The following is a 17,673-nucleotide window of genomic DNA, read 5'->3' on the forward strand; positions in this document are numbered from 1 at the left end:
ACGGTTACATTGTGTAAAATAGTTGGGCTTACAGGTATTGGCGGTTACACTTTTGCCGCAGAACATTTGAATAAGGAATTATGGATTGTGACCAAACTTAAACTTCTGGCTCTTGGCGTGTTTATTGCAACATTCGCCAGCGTCGCGCACGCTGAAAGCAACCTGACGTTGGGCGCAGGCGTTGGTGTGGTTGAACACCCTTATAAAGATTACGATAGCGATGTTTATCCGATACCGGTCATCGCTTATGAAAGCGAAAACTTCTGGTTCCGTGGTCTGGGCGGCGGGTACTACTTGTGGAATGACAATGCCGATAAGTTGTCAATCATGGCATACTGGTCCCCGATGTACTTCAAACCGGGCGACAGCGATGACCATCAGTTGCGTCGTCTGGACAGGCGTAAAAGTACTATGATGGCGGGCGTTTCTTACGCGCACCACACCCAGTATGGATTCCTGCGTACCTCACTGGCAGGGGATACGTTAGATAACAGTAACGGTATTGTCTGGGATCTGGCCTGGCTGTATCGGTATACCAATGGCGGGCTGACCTTAACGCCAGGTATCGGGGTTGAATGGAATAGCGAGAACCAGAACGATTACTATTATGGCGTATCACGTAAAGAATCTTCGCGTAGCGGCCTGCGCGGCTATAACCCGAACGATAGCTGGAACCCGTATCTTGAACTGAGCGCTAACTATAATTTCGCCGGTAACTGGAGCGTATATGGTACTGCGCGCTACACCCGCCTGTCGGATGAAATTACCGACAGCCCGATGGTGGATAAATCCTGGACCGGTATCCTTTCTACTGGCGTGACCTATAGATTCTGATTGATTGAATTTGCCGGAAAAACCATGACAAAGCCTGCGTTATGCGGGCTTTGTGCTGTCTGAAACGCGAACATGGCGGCTTGCATAAATGCGCTGTTGACCGGGTATGGCGCAGCCTTACGTGATTTATACTTTGTTACATCAATTTAAAAAACTAGCCTTTTATATGAAAAATCCAGGTTATTACAACTGCACTAACAATTAGCGTAATAATTGTTGCAATGCTGGCTGATATCGCCCTGTCACGTCCCGCTTATGCTATACCCATTCTTCACAGCGAGTAAGACGAATGAGCATAGTATTCAATACCGTGGCCAAGCCCAGCGGCAGTCTGTGTAACTTATCCTGCAAGTACTGTTTCTATCTTGATAAACCCCGGGGCCAGCGCGTCATGTCTGACGATGTGCTGGAGACGTATATCCGCCGGGTAATTGATGATACGCCATTATCAGAGGTCTCGTTTTGTTGGCAGGGGGGAGAGCCGACGCTATGCGGTCTTTCTTTTTATCAAAAAGTGGTGTGCTTGCAGCAACGCTATGCCAACGGCAAAACTATTTACAACAGTCTGCAAACCAATGGCGTATTAATCAATGAAGAGTGGGCGGCTTTCTTTGCGCAGCACCAGTTCCTGATTGGTATATCGATTGATGGGCCGCAAGTCGTTCATGATAATTACCGGAGAACGCCGTCAGGGCGGGCGTCTTTTTCCCGAGTCGTTAATGCTATCCGCCTTCTGCAGGCAAATGATGTCGAGTTCAATACGCTCACTGTCGTGAATGATGCATCATGCCGTCATGGCAACGCTATTTATCATTTTTTGACGCAGGAACTGGAAAGTAAACACCTGCAATTTATTCCCATTGTTGAGCCGCTCGCGCAAAAAGCGCAGCGTTCTTTGACGTTATCTGACAATGAGGATTCGCCTTCGCTGATGCCCTTTTCCGTCACGCCTGAAGGGTGGGGCGCCTTTATGTGCGATGTTTTTGATCAATGGATACGTCACGATGTCGGACGCATATTCGTACAGCTTTTTGACAACTTACTTGGCGTCTGGATGGGGGAGCTCGCCACGCTTTGTACGATGCAGTCGACCTGCGGGCAAAGTTTGCTGGTGGAGCAGAATGGCGACGTGTTTAGCTGCGACCATTTTGTTTTTCCCGCCTATAAACTGGGCAATCTGCAGCAACACTCTTTAGAAGAAATGGCGGCCTCTCCTTTTCAGCAGCAGTTTGGCGCGGCTAAAGCAAACCTTTCCTCACGCTGCCAGAACTGTACGTGGTGCTTTGCCTGTCACGGCGGTTGTCCGAAACATCGAATTTGTATGGACGGCGGCGAACGGCAAAATTATCTCTGTAAAGGATATCTGGAGTTCTTTCACCATGTGACGCCCTATATGAATGTGATGCGTCAATTATTACTGAATCAGCGACCCGCCGCGCATATTACCCGCATCGTCGACATGATTGCGGATGACGTTCGTCAGTGACAAGAAAATAGCCCCCTTGCGCGGTATGATGCCGGACATTACCGTAGGGTCTAAGAGTCCTGTATTGTTTTACCGTCGAGTGACATTGAAAAGGAAATGAAATCAGTGAAAAACGTAACGTTTTGCGGGCAGGTGACGCTTCCTGCCATCGGACAGGGAACATGGTATATGGGCGAGCGCGCGGATCAACGTCAGCGCGAGGTTTCGGCGCTGCGCGCGGGGCTGGATTTGGGGTTACGCCTTATTGATACGGCGGAAATGTATGCCGACGGCGGGGCGGAAAAGGTCGTGGGCGAGGCGCTGGCAGGGCGACGCGATGAGGCATTTCTGGTGTCAAAAGTGTACCCGTGGAACGCTGGCGGCCAGAAGATAGTTGCCGCCTGTGAGGAAAGCCTGCGTCGTCTGAAAACAGATTATCTCGATCTCTATCTATTGCACTGGGCCGGAAGCTTTTCATTCGAAGAGACCGTTGAAGGTATGGAGCGGCTAATCGCGCAGGGGAAAATTCGCCGTTGGGGAGTTTCTAATCTTGATTATGACGATATGCAGGCGCTGTGGCGCATCCCCGGGGGACAGCAATGCGCGACAAATCAGGTGCTCTATCATCTGGCGTCACGCGGTATTGAGTATGATTTATTGCCGTGGTGTCAACAACAGCGAATGCCAGTGATGGCCTATAGCCCGCTGGCGCAGGCTGGCCGGTTACGTAGCGGTTTACTGAATCATCCGGTGGTGAATGAAATTGCGCAAGCGCATAACGCTACGGCGGCGCAAATCTTACTGACGTGGGTGATTGCGCATCCGGGCGTGATGGCGATCCCGAAAGCCGGAAGTACAGAACACGTGAAGCAAAATGCGGCGGCGCTTGAGATCGCCTTGTCAGCAAACGAACTTGCCTTACTGGACAACGCCTGGCCTGCGCCAAAGGGGAAAACCGCGTTGGATATGGTGTGACGCCGGATAAAATGTGTAAGCGCCGCCATCCGGCAGGTCATGCCTGATGGCGGCTGACGCCTTTCAGATCCTATAGCAACGCCATTATCCATTCACTTTTAGCGTTTAGCGACGCAGATAGTCTGCGCCAGACGAGAGGGTTTTTCTTCTGTGGCTTGTTGCGGCGCAGTAGCGTAAACCGTTTCAACGCAGACAAACGTTTTATAGCCGTCATCCGGCATGTCGCCCATGCTAACGGACAACGCCGGGCCAGGGTTCCAGCCTACGACGTTAAGGTGATGGTGGTGGACCACATCAATCGTGCGGTTTAATGTCGCATCGTGGATCACGCTACATGCTTCAGGATTGAGGTAAACGCGATCGGTACGGTCCGGAAAGGTTTGTATACCGTCGGTCAGGACACCTTCTTTAGCGTCGTTAACTTTATCAATAAACCGATCGCCGAGTCCGCTGACCTTAACGTTGGCGATGTCGCCAACGTTAAAATAGCTGTGGAGCGCGGATGTGGTTGCAAACTCGCCATGCGCTTCCAGTTCAATTTCACAGGTTTTGCCCACTTTAAAACGTGCCAGCAGCGTGAAATCGTGCGGCCAGTATTTCCGGGTGGCCTCACTGCTTTGCAGCTCAAATGTCAGCATTACGCCATTATCATCTTCATTATGCGCTTTTAGCGCCCACGGTAGATTACGCGCAAAGCCGTGTGACGGCAGACCCTGTTGAGCCGCAGGTCCAAACCAGGGCCAGCAGATCGGTACACCGCCGCGTAGCGCCACGCCGGTTTTGAAAGGCGTATTATTACTGAGCCACAATACCTCTTCCTCGCCAACGGGTTTCCAGGAGAGAAGGTGCGCGCCCTGTAATGCAAAAGAGGCTTTAACCTGCGGATGGTCAACGACGATCAGATCCAGGTCATCAAGCTGACGACGGGAAAGGACAGGGGTAAGCTGTTCGATAACCGGGAGGGCAAAAATTTTATTAATCATTACGCAATCCTCTTAACCCTAAATAATTCGAGTTGCATGACAAGGCGCTTGTGCCTTGACCAGTGCTTGCGCTGGCCCGTAGAGGCGAGGCCGCAGGCCGAGTAACGCGGCAAGTGAACGACAAATTCATCGGGAACGAATTTGAACAACCGTAGGTAACCTTCGGTCAGGGGCATCCCTGATTCATCCCGATAAGTTCGACTTCCGTCAGTGATTCGGGTGAGAAAGCATAGCCAACACACCTGCAACTTGAAGTATGACGGGTATATCTTTAAGCAAAAAAAAGAGCGACCTGAGTCGCTCTTACCAATGACTGTGTCATCTCAACTTATTTGGAGATGTGAGCAATCAGGTCCAGTACTTTGTTGGAGTAACCGGTTTCGTTATCGTACCAGGAGACCAGTTTCACGAAGTTGTCGTTCAGCGCGATGCCTGCTTTAGCATCGAACACGGAAGTGCATACTTCGCCGTTGAAATCGGTAGATACAACGTCGTCTTCGGTGTAACCCAGAACGCCTTTCATTTCGCCTTCGGCAGCAGCTTTAACAGCAGCTTTGATCTGCTCGTAGGTAGCCGCTTTTTCCAGACGAACGGTCAGGTCAACAACGGATACGTTCGGAGTCGGAACGCGGAACGCCATACCAGTCAGTTTGCCATTCAGTTCCGGCAGTACTTTACCTACCGCTTTAGCAGCGCCAGTAGAGGACGGGATGATGTTCTGAGATGCGCCGCGGCCGCCGCGCCAGTCTTTGTGAGACGGGCCGTCAACGGTTTTCTGGGTTGCGGTAGTCGCGTGAACAGTAGTCATCAGACCTTCGATGATGCCGAAGTTGTCGTTGATAACTTTAGCCAGCGGCGCCAGGCAGTTGGTGGTGCAGGAAGCGTTGGAAACGATGTCCTGGCCTTCGTATTTGTCAAAGTTAGCGCCTTTAACAAACATTGGGGTGTTGTCTTTAGACGGACCCGTCAGAACCACTTTTTTCGCGCCAGCGGTGATGTGTTTACGCGCGGTTTCGTCAGTCAGGAAGATACCGGTAGCTTCAGCCACTACGTCAACACCAACTTCGTCCCATTTCAGGTTAGCCGGATCGCGTTCAGCGGTAACACGGATTTTTTTACCGTTAACGATCAGATGACCGTCTTTCACTTCAACAGTACCGTCGAAACGGCCGTGAGTGGAGTCATATTTCAGCATGTATGCCATGTACTCTGCGTCTAACAGGTCGTTGATTGCAACGATCTCGATGTCAGAACGTTTCTGAGCAGCACGGAAAACAATGCGACCGATACGGCCAAAACCGTTGATACCTACTTTGATAGTCATATATTCCACCAGCTATTTGTTAGTGAATAAAAGGTTGCCTGTAAAATTACAAAAACCTTACGCAGCGTCAAGCGGAATCGTGTCAATCATTGCGACAAATCAATCCTCTGCACAACCTTTGCGCGGCTGATTCGCCTCACTCTTCCTTTCAGCTTGAAACCACATGGGGGCGCCGCCCCGAATTTTAAAGGGCAACCGAGATAATAATGTGACATCAGTCACGATTCGTGAGCCGCCATTTCGCAATGATCAAGTTTAGAACAAAAGTTGGTACTGAGGTGTTAATGTTTTGTTAGAATCGGTCAGGCAATGTGAGCACGTTTAAAGTGAGATGTGAGCAAATGGCTAACCAACCTTCAGCAGAAGAACTCAAGAAAAAATTGTCCGAAATGCAATTCTATGTGACGCAGGATCGTGGCACAGAACCGCCATTTACCGGACGCCTGCTACATAATAAACGCGATGGGGTTTATCACTGCCTGGTCTGTGATACGCCGCTTTTTCACTCCCACACCAAATACGATTCAGGCTGCGGCTGGCCTAGCTTTTACCAGCCTGTCAGCGAAGAGGCGATTCGTTACATAGACGATTTTTCTCATGGCATGCAGCGTGTCGAAATTCGTTGCGGTAACTGCGATGCGCATCTCGGACACGTTTTCCCGGACGGGCCGCAGCCAACCGGTGAGCGCTATTGCGTTAACTCGGCCTCGCTGGCCTTTTCTGACGAGAAAAACGGCGATCAACTGAAAGGCTGAAAAAACGATTCAGCAAATTATTCCACAGGAGCGGACACATCATGAATCTTGATGAGATCATTAACAGCATGACGCCGGAAGTGTATCAACGTTTATCCACCGCCGTTGAGCTGGGTAAATGGCCGGATGGCGTGGCGTTGACGCCGGAACAGAAAGAAAACAGCCTGCAACTGGTGATGCTATGGCAGGCGCGGCACAATACCGAAGCGCAACATATGACGATCGATACTCACGGTCAGATGGTGATGAAAAGCAAGCAGCAGTTCAAAGCGGATTTCGGTATTACGTCAAAGCCGATTGCGACATTGAAAATGCAGTAACGGCAGCCGGATAAGAGGTAGTCGCCATCCGGTGGTTTAATTGCCAATGCGTTGTGCTTACCGGGCCTGCTCATTGCTGTCAGGCACAGGCCCGCCATATTTTTACCCATTACGCTTAATGTCCAGCGAGTCCGCCAACTGTTTCGCTAACTGATTATTGTCATTGGCGGCCTATTCCCAGAACATTGCGCCGGCCAGCCCGCGCTTTTTAATCTGTTTCGTTAGAAGCGCTCTCCAGCCTGCGTTGAGCTTTGCCTGGTAGCGACGCTGACGTGACGTATCCGGCCCAAAGATCTATGCAATGGTCTCACCGTTGCGTGATGTATTGACCGGATACGATACCTGCTCCGCTACCTGGCGATAGCCTGGCCCTGCGTCTCTTCCCAGTCTGCCAGCGTATACAGCGTTGCGCCTGCCGCCGCCATCTCCATAAACGCGTGTGCGCTATCCTGCGGGTGAATATTCACGCCGCGACAGCCATCGGTGATAACGTTAACGGCATAGCCCAACTCTAGCGCATCCAGCACCGTAAATTTTACGCAGTAATCGGTCGCCAACCCCATCACGATAAGCTCGGTAACGTCATGCTCGCGAAGCCAGGTATCAAGGGTAGTTTTCTGCCGATGTTCGTTGTCAAAAAACGCGCTGTAGCTATCAATCAGCGGGTTTTCACCCTTATAGATACAGGCGTCAATCGCATGTTGGTTAAGCAGGGGATGTAACGCCGCGCCGTCGGTATGTTGAACGCAGTGATCCGGCCAGAGCGTTTGCGGCAGCCCGTCCAGCTTTCCCTGTCTATAGGGTTCCGCCTGATGCTGGCTGGCGAAGCTGCCATGCTGCGCGGGATGCCAGTCCTGGCTGGCCAGCACCGGAATCTGCCGGGGCTGGCACCAGTCAATAAGAGCGTTGGCGATGTCGATGGTGCTGTCGCCTTCCGCTACAGCCAGCGCGCCGCCGGCGCAAAAGTCATTTTGCAAGTCGACCAGTAATAAGGCCCGGTTTGTCATTATCTTCTCCTTGTCGTCGGGATTTTTTAATCATCCGGCGTCAATTCACCACGCAAGTTTTGCGCCATCGCGCTACGAATCGCCTGAGTGTCCAGATCCTGGCTTAACAAATAATGCAGTTTGGTTAAGGTAGCTTCGACGGTCATATCGGCACCGCCAATCACGCCAGCGTGCGCCAGCGCATTACCGGTAGCGTACCCGCCCATATTGACTCGCCCTGACATGCATTGCGTCAGGTTAACCACCACGATGCCGCGCGAACTGGCCTCTTTCAGCTCCTGTAAAAACGCTTTATTTTGCGGCGCGTTGCCTACGCCATAAGAGCGCAGAATCAGCGCTTTTACCGGCTGACGCAGAAAGTTACGTACTACCTCGGCGGAAATCCCCGGATAAATCGTCACTACGCCTATCGGCTGCGGCGTAATAGGGTGAACGATTAATTCACCAGAACCGTAGGGCGCGGGAGGCGTATTTAAACGGCGAATGTGAATTCCTGCTTCCAGCAAGGGCGGCAGATTAGGAGAGGCAAAAGCGTCAAAACCATCCGCATGGGCTTTGGTCGTGCGATTGCCGCGGAACAGACGATTATTAAAAAACAGCGTTACTTCATTAATAGGATAGTTGGCGGCGACATAAAGCGCATTCAGCAAATTAATTTGCCCGTCGGAGCGCAGCTCAGCCAGCGGAATTTGTGACCCTGTCACAATGACCGGTTTGCCCAGATTTTCCAGCATGAAAGAGAGCGCCGATGCGGTAAACGCCATCGTGTCGGTGCCGTGCAGAATAACAAAACCGTCATACTCATCGTAGTGCGCTTTGATATCTGCAGCGATATGCTGCCAGTCTTCCGGCGTCATATCTGATGAATCCATCAGCGGGGCATATTCATGGATGGTAAAATCCGGCATCTCCGGGCGGTGGAATTCCGGCATCAGCGCCAGTTGACGCTGAAGGTGCCCGGACACCGGGATATACCCTTTATCTGAGCGCTGCATACCGATAGTGCCGCCGGTATAGGCAACGTAAATTGATTTCTTTTGCATGATAATGTTCAGTCGTGTCGCGAAGGACGTATTAATGATTATCGGATGGCGGCTATGAGCAGACGCCGCCATCCGGTATGGCTATTGATGAAGCATTAGCGAACGTTCGCGCAAGTCAAACAGAACGCATAACGGTTTTGCGGATCGTTAAATGCCGCCAGTTTATCCCCCTCGGCCTTCACCGTGTTGGCGGCGGAAACGAGCGGCGCCGGGAGCATCGCCTGAATGGCCTCCGGCAGCATGGCGCGTACTGATCCGGTCATACTGTCCATGACCATATCAAGGACCGTCGGTTCGTCCTGATAGTAATCAAGATGCCACTGTTTCAGTTTCGCCAGCTCCGCCGCTTTGGCGACGGCGTCGTCAAAGTCGCCGAGACTGTCCACCAGACCATTGGCTTTCGCGTCTTCTCCGGTCCAGACATGGCCTTGAGCGATTTTGTCAATCTGCTCCGGCGTACGCTTACGCGCGTCTGCCACCAGCGTGATAAAGCGTTTGTAGCCGTACTCAATACTGAGTTGCATCATCTGCTGCACTTCCGGTGACAGCGCTTTGGTCATCGAAATATCCGCCAGCGGCGAGGTGGAAACGCCGTCGCTGTGTACGCCAATCGACGACAGGCTGTTTTCTACCGTATTAATTACGCCGAAAATGCCAATTGAACCCGTCAGCGTGCTGGGGCTGGCCACGATATAGTTTGCCGGCGTAGAGATCCAGTAACCGCCGGAGGCCGCCATGCCGCCCATTGAGACCACCACCGGTTTGCCAGCCGCTCTTGCCGCCGCCAGTTCGGCGCGGATAACTTCGGAGGCGTTGACGCTACCGCCTGGGCTATTGACGCGCAGCACAATCGCTTTCACTTTAGGATCAAGGCGTGCGTCGCGGATCTGCGATGCCGTAGTGTCGCCGCCGACATTCCCTGGCGTTTCTTCGCCATCCATAATCGCGCCATTGGCGAAAATAACCGCAATAGTACCGCCGGTATCCGCAGGCGTTTTCAGCGAATAATCGTAATAGCTGATCGCGCGATAGTTATTTTCGGTTTTACTCCAGCCAAACTGCTTCGTCAGCGCTTTTTCAACATCTGCGCTGGAGGCGAGGGCGTCCACCAGTTTATGGTCGAGCGCATATTTGGCGGTGTCGCCGCCCACGCTGGTTAACCCGTCGATAATAGCCTGCGCGCCGGGGAAGAGTTGTTGCGGCGAAATCTGGCGATTGGCAGAAACGGTATGCAGGTAGTTCTGCCACAGTTCGCCTATCCAGCGGCTGTCGGCCTCGCGGGCGGCGGGCGACATATCGTCGCGGATAAACGGCTCGACGGCGGATTTATAGGTGCCGACCCGGAAAACGTGGGTAGAGACTTTCAGTTTATCCAGCAGCGTTTTGTAGTACAGGCCATTCGTAGCGAAGCCGTGAAGATCTACCTGACCCTGTGGGGAAAGCCAAATTTTATTAGCGAAACTGGCGAGGTAATACTGACCCTGGCTGTAGTTTTCACCCACGGCAAAAACCGGTTTGCCGCTGTCGCGGAATTCGCGCAGCGCTTTACCGATATAGCGCATTGACGGCTGATCGGCGCCGGTGAAGTTTTTCAGATCCAGAACGATACCCGTGATGTTACGGTCATCTTTCGCCTGACGAATAGCGTTGACGATGTCAAACAGGGAGTTTTCCTGCAGACGGTCGGAGCTGGCGCCAAATAACTGGCGACCCAGCGCGCCCAGACGGTGATTGGTAGACGGTTTATCCACAATGACGCCGGAAATATCCAGCAGCAGAGCGCCGCGCGCGGTTTGCTCACTGTTGCTGCCGTTACCGATCTGCATCCAGATCCCAACGCCCACCAGAACCAAAAAAATAAAGAACAGGTTGAGTACCATTTCACGGACGAAGTTCAACACTCGCCACGTCCATTTAAAAAATCCGGCAATAAATCGCCACAGGGTTCGCATGTATTCTCCCTATCAGAGTAACAACGCTTATACCTTGGTGAGGATAAAGCATTAAGATGTGGCTATCGTAATGACCCATCAGGCAGTTGTCAGCAGGAATCACTGCCTGCGCTGTAACAAAATCCGCTCCCGTGTTAATTTTGTGAATAAATATCATTGCTGGAGTTAATCAAATGGATGCACTAGAACTGCTGGTCAACCGTCGTAGCGCCTCTCGTCTCGCAGAACCGGCGCCTGTCGGAGAGCAATTACAGAACATTCTGCGGGCGGGAATGCGTGTTCCCGATCATAAATCTCTACAGCCGTGGCGTTTTTTTGTGATTGAAGGAGAGGGGCGCGACCGCTTCAGCGCCGTGCTTGAACAAGGCGCTGTCGCTGCCGGGGGGGATGAGAAAGCGATAGAAAAAGCGCGTAATGCGCCGTTTCGCGCGCCGCTGATCATTACCGTGGTGGCGAAATGCGAAGAAAACCATAAGGTTCCGATGTGGGAACAGGAGATGTCTGCCGGATGCGCGGTGATGGCGATGCAAATGGCGGCGATTGCGCAAGGGTTTAATGGTATCTGGCGTAGCGGCGCATTAACGGAGAGCGCTATTGTGCGGGAAGCCTTTGAGTGCCGCCCGCAGGATAAAATTGTTGGTTTTCTCTATCTCGGCACGCCGCAGCTCAAAGCGTCAACGACGATCAGTACCCCCGACCCCACGCCGTTTGTGCGTTATTTCTGACGCTGAGGGATAAAACTGTCTGGATTCTGAGCAAAGGCGCGGTAATTCAGACAGTGATACTTACCACATCAGGGAATGAGCGCTACCATAGCGCGAATGCAATGACAGGAGATGTCCATGAGCGAGCAAGCCATTCGTTTAACGCAATACAGCCACGGCGCTGGTTGCGGTTGTAAAATTTCCCCTAAAGTGCTGGAGACTATCCTGCATAGCGAGCAGGCGAAGTTCGTCGACCCGAATCTGTTGGTGGGTAATGAAACCCGCGATGATGCGGCGGTTTACGATCTGGGTAATGGCACCAGTATTATCAGCACCACCGACTTCTTTATGCCGATAGTCGATAACCCGTTTGATTTTGGCCGCATTGCGGCAACAAACGCCATCAGCGATATTTTTGCGATGGGCGGCAAACCGATTATGGCGATCGCGATCCTTGGCTGGCCGATTAATACCCTGTCGCCCGATATTGCGCGTGAAGTGACCGAGGGGGGGCGCTTTGCCTGCCGTCAGGCCGGTATCGCGCTGGCGGGCGGACACTCTATTGACGCCCCGGAGCCGATCTTTGGTCTCGCGGTCACAGGCGTAGTGCCGACCGAACGGGTGAAGAAAAACAGTACCGCGCAGGCGGGATGCAAACTCTTTCTGACCAAACCGTTGGGGATTGGCGTGTTGACCACCGCCGAGAAAAAATCGCTGCTTAAACCTGAACATCAGGGGCTGGCGACGGAAGTCATGTGTCGGATGAACGTTGCTGGCGCGGCGTTTGCCAATATCGATGGCGTAAAAGCCATGACTGACGTTACCGGTTTTGGCCTGCTGGGGCACCTGAGCGAGATGTGCCAGGGCGCAGGCGTGCAGGCGCTGCTTTGCTATCAGGACATCCCTAAACTGCCGGGCGTGGAAGAGTATATTGCTCTGGGCGCCGTACCGGGCGGCACAGATCGCAACTTCGCCAGCTATGGTCATCTGATGGGCGACATGTCGCGTGAAGTTCGTAGCCTGCTGTGCGATCCGCAAACGTCAGGCGGTCTGTTGTTGGCGGTAACGCCGGACGCCGAAGACGATGTTAAAGCCACCGCGGCGGAATTTGGTATCGATCTGACCGCGATTGGCGAACTGGTCGAGGCCCGCGGCGGTCGCGCTATGGTTGAGATTCGTTAACCTGATGCGGTTGTTTATTGCCGAAAAACCGAGTCTGGGGCGCGCCATTGCGGATGTGCTGCCAAAACCGCACCGTAAAGGCGATGGTTTTATTGAGTGCGGAAACGGGCAGGTCGTCACCTGGTGTATTGGTCATTTGCTGGAACAGGCGCAGCCGGATGCGTATGACAGCCGTTATGCGCGCTGGAATCTGGCTGACCTGCCTATCGTGCCGGAAAAATGGCAGCTTCAGCCTCGTCCTTCCGTCACCAAACAGCTCAATGTGATTAAGCGCTTTTTGCATCAAGCCGGTGAAATTATTCACGCCGGCGACCCGGATCGCGAAGGACAGCTTCTGGTTGATGAAGTGCTGGATTATCTCCAGCTTCCTGCCGAAAAGCGCCAGCAGGTGCGGCGTTGTCTGATAAACGACCTTAACCCGCAGGCGGTCGAGCGTGCTATCGACAGGCTGCGAGCGAACAGCGACTTCGTGCCGCTGTGCGTCTCCGCGCTGGCGCGAGCGCGAGCGGACTGGCTGTATGGCATTAATATGACCCGCGCTTACACGATCCTGGGCCGTAATGCCGGCTATCAGGGCGTGTTATCCGTGGGACGCGTGCAGACGCCGGTACTGGGGCTGGTGGTGCGGCGAGACGAAGAGATTGAGAACTTCGTCGCCAAAGACTTCTTTGAAGTGAAGGCGCACATCGTTACGCCTGCCGACGAGCGTTTTACCGCTATCTGGCAGCCGAGCGAGGCGTGCGAACCTTATCAGGATGAAGAGGAGCGCTTGCTTCATCGTCCGCTGGCGGAGCATGTAGTGAACCGAATCAACGGTCAGCCCGCGCTGGTAACCAGTTATAATGATAAACGGGAATCAGAATCCGCGCCGCTGCCGTTTTCGCTCTCGACGCTACAGATTGAAGCCGCTAAACGCTTTGGCCTGAGCGCGCAAAACGTGCTTGATATTTGTCAGAAGCTATATGAAACCCACAAACTGATTACCTATCCGCGTTCCGACTGCCGTTATCTGCCGGAAGAACACTTTGCCGGACGGCAGGCGGTCATGAACGCGATTAGCGTCCACGCCCCGGATTTATTGCCGCAGTCTGTGGTTAATCCTGATACGCGCAATCGCTGCTGGGATGACAAAAAAGTGGATGCGCACCACGCGATTATCCCGACGGCGCGCAGTTCTTCTGTCCATCTGACGGAAAACGAAGCGAAAGTGTACACCCTGATTGCGCGTCAGTATCTGATGCAGTTCTGCCCGGACGCGGTGTTTCGTAAATGCGTTATTGAACTGGAAATCGCCAAAGGAAAATTTGTCGCCAAAGCGCGTTTTCTGGCGGAGGCCGGATGGCGGACGTTACTGGGCAGTAAAGAGCGCGACGAGGAAAACGACGGTACGCCGCTGCCGGTTGTCGCCAAAGGTGATGAGTTGCTGTGTGAAAAGGGGGAAGTGGTCGAGCGCCAAACCCAGCCGCCGCGTCATTTCACCGATGCGACATTGCTTTCCGCGATGACCGGAATTGCCCGCTTCGTGCAGGATAAAGATCTGAAAAAGATCCTGCGCGCGACCGATGGGCTGGGGACGGAGGCCACGCGCGCCGGGATTATCGAACTGCTGTTCAAACGTAGCTTTCTGACCAAAAAAGGGCGCTACATTCATTCTACCGATGCTGGCAAAGCGTTAATACATTCGCTGCCGGAAATGGCGGCCCGTCCAGATATGACCGCGCACTGGGAATCTGTTTTGACGCAAATCAGCGAAAAACAGTGCCGTTACCAGGATTTTATGCAACCGCTGGTCGGCACGTTATATCAGCTGATCGAGCAGGCTAAGCGCACGCCGGTGAAGCGCTTCAGAGGGATAGTCGCGCCAGGCGGTGGAGACAAGAAAAAGAGCGCGCCGCGTAAGCGAGCGGGCAAAAAAAGCCCGCCTGCTGAGGAGACAGGCCGTCAGACCGAATAAGCGTAAAGCTATCTGGCCTGACGACGGGATTAAATGACGCCCTGCGCCAGCATGGCGTCGGCGACTTTCACGAAACCGGCGATGTTGGCGCCCTGAACGTAGTTGGTATGCTTATTATCGCCGCCGTACTCGACACAGGCGTGGTGGATATCCAGCATAATGTGATGCAGACGGGCGTCCACTTTCTCGGCTTTCCAGCTCAACCGCGCGGCGTTCTGCGCCATTTCCAGACCTGATGTCGCCACGCCGCCCGCGTTGGCGGCTTTACCCGGCGCAAACAGTACGCCCGCCTCAAGGAAGAGATCGGTCGCTTCAATCGTGGTTGGCATATTTGCCCCTTCCGCCACGGCTTTTACGCCATTGGCAATCAGTATGCGCGCGGCATCAACGTCCAGTTCGTTCTGCGTCGCACATGGCAGGGCGATATCCACCGGTACGCTCCAGGGCTGCTGGCCTTCCAGATAGGTTAAGCCAAACTCACGGGCGTAGTCAGCGACGCGACCGTCACGGCTGGCTTTAATTTCACACAGACGCGCCAGCTTCTCTGGCGTGAAGCCACTTTCATCGACCACCGTCCCGCTCGAATCCGACGCGGTAACCACGCGCGCGCCAAAGGCCATCGCTTTCTCAATGGCGTATTGCGCTACGTTGCCGGAGCCGGACACGGCGACGCGCATCCCTTCGAAACCGAGACCATGACGTTTAAGCATTGCTTCGGTGAAGTAGACCAGGCCATAGCCCGTCGCCTCCGGGCGAATCAGGCTGCCGCCGAAGGAAAGCCCTTTGCCGGTGAAGACGCAGGCGCTGTTATTGGAAAGCTTGCGCATCATTCCCGCCATAAAGCCCACTTCGCGCCCGCCCACGCCGATATCCCCGGCAGGCACGTCGGTATCCGGCCCTAAATGGCGATACAGTTCAGTCATCAGCGCCTGGCAGAAACGCATCACTTCGCCTTCGCTTTTCCCTTTCGGATCGAAATCGCTGCCGCCTTTACCGCCGCCCATCGGCAACGTGGTGAGAGCATTTTTAAAGGTTTGCTCAAAGCCGAGGAACTTAAGGATGGAAAGGTTTACCGAAGGATGGAAGCGCATACCGCCTTTATAGGGGCCGATAGCAGAGTTGAACTGCACGCGCCAGGCGCGATTTACCTGCACCTGGTTTTTGTCGTCCAGCCACACTACGCGAAACTGAATTACGCGCTCTGGTTCAACCAAACGTTCCAGTAAAGACATGTGGCGGTAACGGGGGTTTTGTTCAAGAAACGGCCACAGGGTGGTCATGACTTCACGGACGGCTTGCGCGAACTCGGTTTGATGCGGGTCGCGCTTTTGTACATGGTTGAGGAACGATTCCAGAGAACATGTCTGATCCATAGATATAAAAACCTCTTATATATTAATGTGGTTGTATTTGCGTTTTATCAGAATATGTATTTGCAGTTTTCGACTATACCATCAGCAATGTGACGGTAAGCAAGAAAAAAATGACGCTGCTAAGTAAATTCATAACGGGGCGAGGGTCATAACTAAAAGCGATGACAAAAGAGGATTAAAGTTTTCACGGCGGCTTACCGTTATACTGAGAATATACCTGGAAAAATAAGGAAATCCTATGCGCCGAAGCCTCGTGGTCGCCGTGATGGCGATAATGCCAATGGTCGGGCTGGCAAACCAAAACAGTCGTCCTGATATTCAGGTGAATGTCCCGCCGGAAGTTTTCAGCACGCGCGGTCAGTCATCCCAGCCCTGCATTCAGTGCTGCGTTTACCAGGATCAGAATTACTCCGAAGGCGCGGTAATAAAAGTGGAAGGCGTCGTGCTCCAGTGCCAGCGTGACGAAAAAACCATCAGCACAAATCCGTTAGTCTGGCGTCGCGTAAAGCCATAAACGCCTGCAATAGCGGAATATCCGCCGGGGCGAGGGGGTATTCCAGCGCCTCTTCCGGCGTACACCAGGCTAAGGCCTGATGTTCCAGCGCACGTATCAGACCGTTAAACGCAGGCACATGCCAGGCGTGCAAATGAATTCGTCGGCCAGACGCGTCGCGTTGATGGCTGGCGATATAGACGCCGGGCGTGGCGTCAATCCCTAACTCTTCGCGTAGCTCGCGGATAAGCGCCTGCGGTTGGGTTTCGCCGGGTTCGACTTTACCGCCGGCAAACTCCCATAAACCGGCTTGATCCGCATGAACTGAGCGCTGGGCCAGCAGTATTTTGCCGTCGCGTTCAATGATGGCGGCAACAACATCGAGTTTTTTTATCATTGTCGTTAAGGTCGTTATTCCTGCCGGGAAGCGTCGCGCTATCCCGGCCTTACGGTTAATCAGATAGCGGAATCAAACACGAAACGTCGCCCAGACCGGCGCATGGTCGGAGGGTTTTTCCATACTGCGAATGTCGTAGTCTATACCGGTTTCTGCGCAACGTTCCGCCAGCGGAGCGCTTGCCAGCAAGAGGTCAATGCGCAGTCCGCGATTATCCACGAAACCTTTTGAACGGTAATCAAACCACGAAAATTTATCCATCGTTTGCGGATTTGCCTGACGGAACGTGTCCACTAATCCCCACTTCAGTAACCGCGACATCCATTCACGCTCCTCCGGCAGGAAGGAGCATTTACCGGTACGCAGCCAGCGTTTGCGGTTCTCTTCGCCGATGCCAATATCCAGGTCGGTCGGGCTGATATTCATGTCGCCCATAATTAATACCGGATTATCGCACTTGAGTTCCGTTTCAAGATAGTTTTGCAAGTTCTGATAAAACTGCGCTTTCGCGGGGAACTTCAACGGATGATCCCGGCTTTCCCCCTGCGGGAAATAGCCGTTAATGACGGTGATATTACCCAGCGGCGAGGGGATTTCCGCCATGATAATGCGGCGTTGCGCCTCTTCGCCATCATCCGGAAAACCGCGTCTGACGGAAATGGGCGTGGCTTTTGTTAGCAGCGCGACGCCGTAATGGCCTTTTTGTCCATGATAGAAAACGTTATAGCCCAGCTTCGCGACCTCTTCGAGCGGGAACATTTCGTCGTGGACTTTTGTCTCCTGTAGACCGATCACATCGGGCTGGTGTTTTTCGACAATCGCTTCAAGTTGATGGGGACGGGCGCGCAGGCCGTTGATATTAAAAGAGACAAATTTCATAGTCACTGCCACTTTGCAAGGTGAATCGTGTTG

The 17,673-nt window shown here is 53.3% G+C and carries 17 protein-coding genes; 9 read left to right on the top strand and 8 right to left on the bottom strand.

Annotated elements, in window-relative coordinates; all coding sequences use genetic code 11:
* Positions 1–87 precede the first annotated feature (87 nt).
* The 3 genes from J4685_RS00370 to J4685_RS00380 all read left to right on the top strand — a co-directional run bounded on the left by J4685_RS00370 (position 88) and on the right by J4685_RS00380 (position 3,274).
* Entirely contained in the window at positions 88–834 is a 747-nt protein-coding gene (locus J4685_RS00370; RefSeq protein WP_000163759.1) for a MipA/OmpV family protein, read from the top strand.
* A gap of 289 nt (positions 835–1,123) precedes the next feature.
* Complete coding sequence (locus tag J4685_RS00375) at positions 1,124–2,320, top strand: anaerobic sulfatase maturase (protein WP_000029239.1); 1,197 nt, start codon at positions 1,124–1,126, stop codon at positions 2,318–2,320.
* Between the two features lie 96 nt (positions 2,321–2,416).
* On the top strand, positions 2,417–3,274 hold the full coding sequence (locus J4685_RS00380; RefSeq protein WP_000843751.1) for an aldo/keto reductase: 858 nt from the start codon (positions 2,417–2,419) through the stop codon (positions 3,272–3,274).
* Positions 3,275–3,372: 98 nt separating this feature from the next.
* Here the strand turns inward: J4685_RS00380 and J4685_RS00385 are convergent, their stop codons facing one another.
* The gene (locus J4685_RS00385) at positions 3,373–4,257 is read right to left on the bottom strand and encodes a D-hexose-6-phosphate mutarotase (protein WP_000608662.1); all 885 of its coding nucleotides are present in this window, start codon (positions 4,255–4,257) and stop codon (positions 3,373–3,375) included.
* A gap of 328 nt (positions 4,258–4,585) precedes the next feature.
* Positions 4,586–5,581 carry a glyceraldehyde-3-phosphate dehydrogenase gene (gene gapA / locus J4685_RS00390; protein ID WP_000153505.1) on the bottom strand — a complete coding sequence of 332 codons (996 nt, stop codon included), beginning with the start codon at positions 5,579–5,581 and terminating at the stop codon, positions 4,586–4,588.
* A gap of 341 nt (positions 5,582–5,922) precedes the next feature.
* Between gapA and msrB the strand changes: the two genes are divergently transcribed.
* The gene (gene msrB, locus J4685_RS00395; protein ID WP_001519539.1) at positions 5,923–6,336 is read left to right on the top strand and encodes a peptide-methionine (R)-S-oxide reductase MsrB; all 414 of its coding nucleotides are present in this window, start codon (positions 5,923–5,925) and stop codon (positions 6,334–6,336) included.
* Positions 6,337–6,377: 41 nt separating this feature from the next.
* Complete coding sequence (locus J4685_RS00400; protein WP_001046861.1) at positions 6,378–6,656, top strand: YeaC family protein; 279 nt, start codon at positions 6,378–6,380, stop codon at positions 6,654–6,656.
* Between the two features lie 350 nt (positions 6,657–7,006).
* On the opposite strand, the gene pncA is transcribed toward J4685_RS00400, so the two are convergent.
* From pncA to sppA, 3 genes are all read right to left on the bottom strand, one after another.
* On the bottom strand, positions 7,007–7,663 hold the full coding sequence (pncA, locus tag J4685_RS00405) for a bifunctional nicotinamidase/pyrazinamidase (protein WP_000184700.1): 657 nt from the start codon (positions 7,661–7,663) through the stop codon (positions 7,007–7,009).
* 26 nt (positions 7,664–7,689) lie between these two features.
* Positions 7,690–8,706: an asparaginase gene (ansA, locus tag J4685_RS00410; protein ID WP_001170132.1), complete on the bottom strand. Its 1,017-nt coding sequence runs from the start codon at positions 8,704–8,706 to the stop codon at positions 7,690–7,692.
* A 95-nt stretch (positions 8,707–8,801) separates the two neighbouring features.
* On the bottom strand, positions 8,802–10,658 hold the full coding sequence (gene sppA, locus J4685_RS00415) for a signal peptide peptidase SppA (RefSeq protein WP_001259874.1): 1,857 nt from the start codon (positions 10,656–10,658) through the stop codon (positions 8,802–8,804).
* A gap of 173 nt (positions 10,659–10,831) precedes the next feature.
* Here sppA and J4685_RS00420 point away from each other — a divergent pair, with 173 nt between their 5' ends.
* The 3 genes from J4685_RS00420 to topB all read left to right on the top strand — a co-directional run bounded on the left by J4685_RS00420 (position 10,832) and on the right by topB (position 14,498).
* Complete coding sequence (locus J4685_RS00420) at positions 10,832–11,383, top strand: NAD(P)H nitroreductase (protein WP_000339311.1); 552 nt, start codon at positions 10,832–10,834, stop codon at positions 11,381–11,383.
* 117 nt (positions 11,384–11,500) lie between these two features.
* Positions 11,501–12,544, top strand: coding sequence for a selenide, water dikinase SelD (selD, locus tag J4685_RS00425; RefSeq protein WP_001294894.1), 1,044 nt, complete (start codon positions 11,501–11,503; stop codon positions 12,542–12,544).
* 4 nt (positions 12,545–12,548) lie between these two features.
* Positions 12,549–14,498 (top strand): DNA topoisomerase III, encoded by a 1,950-nt coding sequence (gene topB, locus J4685_RS00430; RefSeq protein WP_001235856.1) that lies wholly within the window; start codon positions 12,549–12,551, stop codon positions 14,496–14,498.
* Positions 14,499–14,527: 29 nt separating this feature from the next.
* On the opposite strand, the gene gdhA is transcribed toward topB, so the two are convergent.
* Entirely contained in the window at positions 14,528–15,871 is a 1,344-nt protein-coding gene (gdhA, locus tag J4685_RS00435; RefSeq protein ID WP_000372863.1) for an NADP-specific glutamate dehydrogenase, read from the bottom strand.
* 238 nt (positions 15,872–16,109) lie between these two features.
* On the opposite strand from gdhA, the gene J4685_RS00440 reads away from it, so the two are divergent.
* On the top strand, positions 16,110–16,385 hold the full coding sequence (locus tag J4685_RS00440; protein ID WP_001254683.1) for a YnjH family protein: 276 nt from the start codon (positions 16,110–16,112) through the stop codon (positions 16,383–16,385).
* On the opposite strand, the gene J4685_RS00445 is transcribed toward J4685_RS00440, so the two are convergent.
* Complete coding sequence (locus J4685_RS00445) at positions 16,345–16,761, bottom strand: pyrimidine (deoxy)nucleoside triphosphate diphosphatase (RefSeq protein ID WP_000592148.1); 417 nt, start codon at positions 16,759–16,761, stop codon at positions 16,345–16,347. The two genes, J4685_RS00440 and J4685_RS00445, sit on opposite strands and share 41 nt — an antisense overlap.
* A 72-nt stretch (positions 16,762–16,833) precedes the next feature.
* Positions 16,834–17,640 (bottom strand): exodeoxyribonuclease III, encoded by an 807-nt coding sequence (xthA, locus tag J4685_RS00450; protein ID WP_000673954.1) that lies wholly within the window; start codon positions 17,638–17,640, stop codon positions 16,834–16,836.
* Positions 17,641–17,673 lie beyond the last annotated feature (33 nt).

The sequence above is a fragment of the Salmonella sp. 32100201201700099SM genome, from assembly GCF_017572645.1.
Classification (GTDB): Bacteria; Pseudomonadota; Gammaproteobacteria; order Enterobacterales; family Enterobacteriaceae; genus Salmonella; species Salmonella enterica.